The 6,954-nt window shown below is 69.9% G+C and carries 6 protein-coding genes; 1 reads left to right on the forward strand and 5 read right to left on the reverse strand.

Annotated features, from left to right (window positions below; all coding sequences use genetic code 11):
* The 5 genes from ACZ5WE_RS31890 to ACZ5WE_RS31910 all read right to left on the reverse strand — a co-directional run.
* The coding region (locus ACZ5WE_RS31890) for a biotin carboxylase N-terminal domain-containing protein (protein WP_467696255.1) at positions 1-110 on the reverse strand (110 nt) is incomplete at its 3' end.
* Between the two features lie 81 nt (positions 111-191).
* Entirely contained in the window at positions 192-422 is a 231-nt protein-coding gene (locus ACZ5WE_RS31895; protein ID WP_467696254.1) for an acyl-CoA carboxylase epsilon subunit, read from the reverse strand.
* Positions 419-2,011, reverse strand: coding sequence for an acyl-CoA carboxylase subunit beta (locus ACZ5WE_RS31900; protein ID WP_467696252.1), 1,593 nt, complete (start codon positions 2,009-2,011; stop codon positions 419-421). The genes ACZ5WE_RS31895 and ACZ5WE_RS31900 overlap by 4 nt, the downstream gene beginning before the upstream one ends.
* Positions 2,011-3,768 (reverse strand): fatty acyl-AMP ligase, encoded by a 1,758-nt coding sequence (locus ACZ5WE_RS31905; protein WP_467696251.1) that lies wholly within the window; start codon positions 3,766-3,768, stop codon positions 2,011-2,013. The genes ACZ5WE_RS31900 and ACZ5WE_RS31905 overlap by 1 nt, the downstream gene beginning before the upstream one ends.
* Before the next feature lie 57 nt (positions 3,769-3,825).
* Positions 3,826-5,460, reverse strand: coding sequence for a flavin monoamine oxidase family protein (locus ACZ5WE_RS31910; protein WP_467696249.1), 1,635 nt, complete (start codon positions 5,458-5,460; stop codon positions 3,826-3,828).
* 500 nt (positions 5,461-5,960) lie between these two features.
* Between ACZ5WE_RS31910 and ACZ5WE_RS31915 the strand changes: the two genes are divergently transcribed.
* Entirely contained in the window at positions 5,961-6,851 is an 891-nt protein-coding gene (locus tag ACZ5WE_RS31915) for an ACP S-malonyltransferase (RefSeq protein WP_467696248.1), read from the forward strand.
* Positions 6,852-6,954 lie beyond the last annotated feature (103 nt).

The raw sequence follows: 6,954 nt of genomic DNA on the forward strand, positions 1-6,954 counted from the left end.
TCCCGGTCAGGATCCGCGTAGACGGCTACGCTCGCGATCCCTGCATCCCGGCATGCCCGAGCAACGCGGACAGCGATTTCGCCACGGTTGGCGATCAGGATCTTGTGCACGATGAACTCCCGGTTCCCATGTGGTCGTTGATGGCGGAGACCGCCCGGCGGCGACGGACGGCCTGTCCGGCCGTGTACCGGTCAGCCACCGAACCCGCCTCGCTCGGGCGGGCGCGTCATGCGCTGCGTGGGCGAACCCCAGCGGCGGCGCGGACGCGGAGCCGCGGTTCCCCGGCGCGCGGACCGCTCCGTAAGGAGCGCGGTCACCGCGACCACCACCGCGGCGAGTTCCTCTTCTGTCGGACGCCCGCGCTCCACCCGCAGGCCGTCTCCCTCGTGGGGGGTGGTGCCCCCCTCGCCCCGACCGTTCACAGGGGGATGTTGCCGTGCTTGCGCGGCAGCCGGTGGGCTCGCTTGCCGCGCAGTGTCTCCAGTGCGCCCGCGATGCTCACCCGGGTCTCGTGCGGCATGATCACCGCGTCCACGTAGCCGCGCTCGGCGGCCGCGTACGGGTTGCAGAGCGCCTGCTCGTACTCCTCGCGCAGCCGCGCCCGCTCGGCGTCCGGGTCGTCGGCCTCCGCCACGGCGCGGCGGTGCAGTACGCTCACCGCGCTCTCGCCACCCATGACCGCGATCTCGGCCGTCGGCCAGGCCAGGTTGACGTCGATGCCCAGGTGCTTGGAGCCCATGACTCCGTACCCGCCGCCGTACGCCTTGCGGGTGACCACGGTGACCATCGGCACGGTGGCCTCGGCATAGGCGTAGATGAGCTTGGCACCCCTGCGGATGATGCCGCCCTGCTCCTGTTCGAGACCCGGCAGGAAGCCCGGTACGTCGACGAAGCTGAGCACCGGCACATGGAAGGAGTCGCACATGCGGATGAAGCGTGCCGCCTTCTCACTGGCGTCGATGTCCAGGGCGCCCGCCTGGACGATCGGCTGGTTGGCGACGACGCCCACGCTGCGGCCGTTGACCCGGCCGAGGCCGCAGACGACGTTCTGCGCGAACAGCGGCTGCACCTCGAGGAGTTCACCGGAATCGAGGACGGTGCGGATGACCCTGCGCATGTCGTAGGGCTGGTTGGGGCTGTCGGGGATCAGCGTGTCCAGGGCCAGGTCCGCCTCGGTGAGGTCCCCCGGCTCGGTCACGTCGTAGTCCGGCGGGTCCTCCATGTTGTTGGAGGGCAGATGGCTCAGCAGCAGCCGGACGTACTCGAACGCGTCCTTCTCGTCCTGCGCCAGGTAATGGGCGTTGCCGGAGACGGTGTTGTGGCTGAGCGCGCCGCCCAGCTCCTCCCGGTCCACCGTCTGACCCATGACGGTGCGCAGCACCTCGGGTCCGGTGACGAACATGTGGGAGGTCTCCTCCACCATCACCACGAAGTCGGTGATCGCCGGCGCGTAGACCGCACCGCCCGCGCAGGGGCCCATCATCAGCGAGATCTGCGGGATGACGCCCGAGCCCTCGACGTGGCGCTTGACCAACTCGGCGTAGAAGGCGAGCGAGACCACACCCTCCTGGATGCGGGCGCCGCCGGAGTCGTTGATGCCGATGATGGGGCAGCCGGTGCTGAGGGCCAGATCCATCACCTTGACGATCTTCTCGCCGTACTTCTCGCCGAGGCTGCCGCCGAAGACCGTGAAGTCCTGGGCGAACACGCACACCTTGCGGCCGTCCACCTTGCCGTAACCGGTGACCACGCCGTCCCCCAGCGGGCGGTTGCGCTCCATGCCGAAGTCGTGGCTGCGGTGGCGGGCGAAGGCGTCGAGCTCGACGAACGTCCCCGGGTCGAGCAGCGCGTCGATGCGCTCCCGGGCGGTCATCTTGCCCTTCTCGTGCTGGCGTCGTACCGCGTCGGATCCGGCGTGCGCGGCGAGTTCGTCGCGGCGCCGCCGCAGCTCGTCAAGGCGCGACGCGGTCCCGTTGCGGGGAGGGGTGCCGGGGGTCTCTTCCGCTGCCATCAGGCGCTCCGCTCCGCTGCCGCGGCAGGCTTCAGTTCGTTGTTCAGGTATCGCTCGCGGCAGGCGCGTCGCTGCACCTTGCCGCTGGTGGTACGGGGCAGGAGGCCACGCCGCACGATCACGACCTCGTCCGTCTCCAGTCGCTGCCGTTCGTACACGGCCCGGTGGATCAGTTCTCTCAGCTCCTGCGGGCCGGTGCCGCGCAGTGCCCTGCCGTCGGCCTCGACGACGACCACCAGGCGCTCCGTCTCGCCGTCGTCCACGGAGAACGCCGCGGCGGCGTTCGGGTGCAGCCCCGGCGCCGCGTTCTCCGCCGAGAGCTCGATGTCCTGCGGGTAGAAGTTCCGGCCGTTGCGGATGATGACGTCCTTGAACCGGCCGGTCACATACAGCTCTTCGTCGAGCAGGAAGCCCAGGTCGCCGGTGCGCAGATGCGTCGCGCCACCGGTGCCTTCCGGCCCGGCGACGACCGCCCGGAAGGTGTCCTCGCTCTCCCGCTCCCGCCCGAGGTAGCCGGCCGCGACGCAGGGCCCGTCCACCCAGATCTCACCGACCCGGCCCTCGGGGCACTCGGTCAGCGCCACGGGGTCGACGATCCGCACCCGGGTGCCGGAGACCGGGAAGCCCGATCCCACGAGGGGCTGGGCTCCCTCGGCGCCCGGGGCGCGCAGTTCCGCCCGGCCGGCCAGCAGGGCGTCCGCGGCCACCCACAGCACGGTCGGCTCCTGTCCGAGGCGGCTGCCGGTGGCCTTGAGGGTGTTCTCGGCGAGACCGTAGCCCGGGCTCATGGCGCCGGGGTCGAAGCCCGCCGCCGCGAACGCCGCCGCGAACGCGCGCACGGCTCGCCAGCGCACGGGCTCGGCGCCGTTGGCCGCCACCCGCCAGGTCGACAGGTCGATGTCCGCGGCGACCTTGCCGTCCTCCTGGGCCCGTACGCAGAGTTCGTACGCGAAGCTCGGCGCGGCGGCGTGCGTGCCGCGGAACCGCGCTATCGCCTCCAGCCAGCGGCCGGGACGGCGGATGAAGGCCTCCGGCGCCATCAGGTAGGCGGGGATGCCCGAGCACAGCGGCATCAGCACGCCGAACAGCATGCCCATGTCGTGGAAGAGGGGCAGCCAGGAGACGACCACGCCGTCGGGTCCGGCCGGCCACAGGTCCTCTGTCTCGGCGACGTTGCTCAGGAAGTTGGCGTGGGTGACCATCACGCCCTTCGGGTCGCCGGTGGAGCCCGACGTGTACTGGAGCAGCGCGATGTCCTCGGCGCCCGGACCCTCGCCCGTCCACGGGGCGTCCGGCAGGGCCTCGGTGTCGATGAGCGTGAGCCCGGCCAGCTCGGGCAGATCGCCGAACCGTTCCTCCAGGTCGCGCTTGACGGCTCCCGTGGTCAGCACGGTGCTGGTACCCGCGTCGTCCGCGATGCGGCGCAGCCGCTCCACCCCGCGCTGCCGGGTGGGCACCTGAACCGGGGCGCCGGCCACCCGCGCGTACATGCAGCCGAGCAGCGCTCGCACGAACTCCAGACCCGAGGGGTAGAGCAGCACGGCGTTGCCGCCGCTCAGACCGGCCCGCTGAAGGGCGGCGGCACGGGAACCCGCGTCGGTCTCCAACTGCCGGTAGGTGAGGGACCCGTCGGGCTCCTCACCGTCGCGCAGGAATACGTAGGCGACTTCGTCGGGCTGCTTCTCGCAGCTCAGGCGGAGCGCCTCCGGCAGGGTCGAGACATTGCCCGCCCGCACATCCGGTCCGGTCCTGGTCATGATCGTGATACCTCGTTCCGCGAGGAGCATGGGGATTGATGGACAAACACGGCCGGCTCAGGCGTAGGGCAGTTCCACCGGTGCGAGCCGGTCGAAGAGGTCGCCGGGCCCGGGGTTGGCCGCCGGGGTACGGCCGCCCAGATGGTTGACCACGCCCCACACCGAGTTCAGGGCGGTGGTCACCGCGCCTTCGGCGAAGCCCGCGGTCCAGGAGACGTCGTCGCCGCTGAGGAAGAACCCGCGGTGCGAGGCGTCCATCCGGTCCTGCATGAAGTGGGTGAAAAGGCGGCGCTGATACCGGTACTGGCCCGGCAGGTTCGCCTTGAACGCCCCCATGAAATCGGGCTCCGTCTCCCAGGTGACGGTGATCGGCTCGTCGATGATGTGCGAGCGGATGTCCACCCCCGGGTAGATCTCGCCGAGCCGGTCGAGGAGCACGTCGAGGCGCTGCTGCGGAGACAGGGTCGCGAACTTCAGCGAGTCGTCGTTCCACGTGTACGACAGGCACATCACACCGGGGCGGTCCGCGCCGTTGTCGAAGAGGTACACGCCGCGCGCGATGCGGTCGGTGAGGGTCATGCCCATCGTCTCCCGGCCGGTGCGCGGGTCGATGTCACGCCAGAACGGGCGGTCCGTGAGGACGAAGACCTTGGAGGAGCCCATGTAGTGCGTGCGCTCCACGGCCGTCCAGTGCTCGGTCGGCAACAGCCCCGGCTCGCAGTCGATCCGGTTCAGAAGCGTCCACAGATGCGGCGTGAACACCACCGCCGGGTAGACGCTGACGTCCCCGGACGCGTCCTCGACGACGTAGTCGGACCCCTTGCGCCGCAGCCCCACGACGCCCGGCCGCGGACCGCCGCCGTGCAGCGAGGAGAGGGAGGTGCCCTCGGGCCAGTGGACCGGTGCCGCGGGGCGCCGCTCCCACAGCCCCCGGGGCAACTGCTGCACACCGCCGACGACGGAGAGCTGGTCGTCGTCGGCCTCGGTGAAGACCACCCGCAGGATCTCCAGGACCGAGTTGGGGAAGTCGGTGTCCCAGCCGCCCGTGCCGAAGCCGACCTGGCCGAAGACCTCACGGTGCCGGAAGGAGTGGAACGAGGACGAGGACGCCAGGAAGCCGTAGAAGGACTGGTCGTCGAGGTCGCGGACCAGGCGGTTCCAGACGGCCTTGAGCGTCACGATGTCGCGCTGCTGGATCGCGCCGCGCACCGTCGACAGCTCGGCCATCTCCTGGAGCGTCTTCTCCCAGGCGTCGGCGACCTCCTGGTAGAGCATCGGCAGGTCGTCCTGCGAACGGGCCCAGTGCTGGCTGCCGTTGACGTCGATGAGCGTGCCGGGTGTGTCCGGTGCCAGCGGGTTGGGGAACGGCCGGGTGTCCAGGCCGAGGAGGTCGATGTAGTGGAACAGGGCCCGCGCCGACTTCGGGAAGCGCATCGCCCCGAGCTCGGCGACGTATTCGGGGCGGCCCGCGAAGGGCACGGCGCGCATACGGCCCCCCAGCTCGCCGGCCTCGTACACGACGGGCCGCAGACCGAGCCGCATCAGTTCATAGGCCGCCGTCAGCCCGGAGATGCCACCACCGACCACGGCCACCGGCGTACCGGCGCGGCCGGGCGGCAACTCCCCCAGACCGGCGGGATGGCGCAGCCAGTCGTCATAGGAGAAGGGAAAGTCCGGAACAAGCATGCTCATTGAAGCCGGGCTGGGTGACGTCATCAGGAAAACCCTTCGGGCCGTTTCGGCGATGCTGGTCGGGGAATCAATGGAATTCCGGGAGGCTCCGCCCGCTCACGCCGCGCGAGCCGCATGTCGATGCCGTCTGCGTGGCCCGGCCGAATGGAGAACGTCGGCCGAGGACCGCCTGCGCCGGCAGCCACACGCTATTTTTCGCCGGGAGGCACAGGCAACCCCTATCCCCCCTGCCTGTGCGACATACGGGATACGGGAACCGGACGGCCCCGCAAGGCGTCCGCACACGAGGCCGTGTGGTACGCGTACCGGTACTCGTGAACGTCAAGGGGTGTCTACGGGGTGCGATTAGGGGGCCTATGGGGTGGCCCACGGCCCGCCCGCCCCCATAGCGTCGGCCATGCTGTCCGCTGGCTGACTGTGGGTGAAATCTGATGGAAGAGAAGACAGCTGTCGTATTTCCGGGGATGGGACCGTCAAGCTTTTCCGCGGTCGGCAAATTCATGGTTCTCGACAGGTACGCGAGGCGCCGCACATCGGCTGCCGACAAGGCGCTCGGGTACTCGCTCCTCGACCGGTTCCACGGAGCCGAGGACGACTACTCGGAGTACACGCAGGTGGCCTTCCTGGTGAACTCCCTCGCGCTGGCCGACCGCGCCGAGGACCTCCTCGGGATGCGCCCGGACTACTGCGTCGGGCCGAGCTTCGGGCAGAAGGCCGCCGCCGCCTGGACCGGGGCGCTCGACTTCGCGGACACCGTCCGCATGACGGCCGAACTCGCGCGCTGTGAACAGGAGTTCTTCGCCTCCGAGCACCAGGACGTGGTCACCCACTCCTGTGTGCGGGTCCCGGAGGAGCCCTTCCAGGAGTACCTGGACGGGCTCACCGCGAACGGCGACTGGTACGACATCTCCGGCCGGCTCGACGAGGGCTTCCGCATGGTGACGGTACGCGAACACCTCCTGGACGGCCTGAAGAAGGCCGTCGGCGCCATGGGCGGCTACTCCATGTACACGATGCGTCCGCCCGTGCACGCCGAGGCGTTCGGCGGGCTCCGCCGCAAGGCCGATGAGGAAGTCCTGTCCCGGTACGAGATCCGCGACCCGAAGCTCACCGTCGTCGCCGACCAGGACGGCAGTGTCGTGCGCACCGCGGACGCCATGCGGACCATGCTGCTCGACACGTTCGACAAGGCCATCAACTGGCCCGATGTCGTCGATTCACTGCTCGGCCTCGGTGTACGGAAGCTCTACATCACCGGCCCCGACAATCTGTTCCGGCGGGTGAAGTGCACCACCCGGAACTTCGACGTCGTGGCCGTCGACCCGAAAAGCGTTCTCCGGTCCACTCTGCGGCCCACTGCGAAGCCCACTCCGCAGCCCACGAAAAGCTGATGCCCGGCGGTGCGCAATTATCCGGCCGCTGTTGTCGCGGCGCCGAATGCCACCACATCACCAACCCCCATATCGGCAATGCCCCCAAGGGGTGCGTAGGGGT

It is taken from the genome of Streptomyces sp. NPDC033180, assembly GCF_055577645.1.